Source organism: Sulfolobus sp. B1, assembly GCF_007050195.1.
Lineage (GTDB): Archaea > Thermoproteota > Thermoprotei_A > Sulfolobales > Sulfolobaceae > Saccharolobus.
Map to the genome: position 1 here is coordinate 1 of NZ_QIMI01000351.1, position 624 is coordinate 624.

Consider the following 624-nt stretch of genomic DNA (forward strand, 5'->3'; position numbering starts at 1 on the left):
ATCAGAGGAGGACAGGTTAATTTTAGACTCTGTAAACCAATTGATGGATAAGTATAATGAAAGGTATTGGCTAGATAAGGATATAAAAAGGGAATTTCCCTCAGAGTTCATGAATGAGTTCATCGAGCTTGGTTTAGGATCTATTTTAATACCTAAAGACTATGGTGGAATTGGTAAGGGACCGAAAATGGCTTGTGCGATCTTATATCTTGTTAACGTCAAAGGTGGAAATTCTTACGTCCTTCACGGTCATTATTATAATACTTCACTCCTAGTTAGACATGCTGGTAAAGTAATTAGAGAGAAGTACTTTAGAGAGATAGCAAATGGGGCTAAAGTCCTCTCGTTAGCCTTAACTGAGCCCGAGTCTGGATCAGATAGCACTAAGATAAGGACTTTCGCTGAGAAGAAAGGGAACAAGTACGTCGTAAAAGGGCATAAAATATTCATTTCTAGGGTTAAGTATTCTGACTTCATGATACTCGTAGCTAGGACTAAACCTTATGAGAAGGTAGAGAGGAAAACTGAGGGAATTACATTGTTTGTAGTTGATTTAAGAGAGGTAAAGGAAGGGAGTATAGAAATGAGGGAGATAAGGACTATGTCAAATACAGCTGCTTATGA

The 624-nt window shown here is 37.8% G+C and carries 1 protein-coding gene; it reads left to right on the plus strand.

What is annotated here, in order from left to right; translation table 11 throughout:
• Positions 1–624, plus strand: a 624-nt coding sequence (locus tag DMP16_RS10655) for an acyl-CoA dehydrogenase family protein (RefSeq protein WP_143577259.1), incomplete at both ends; no start/stop codon positions are given.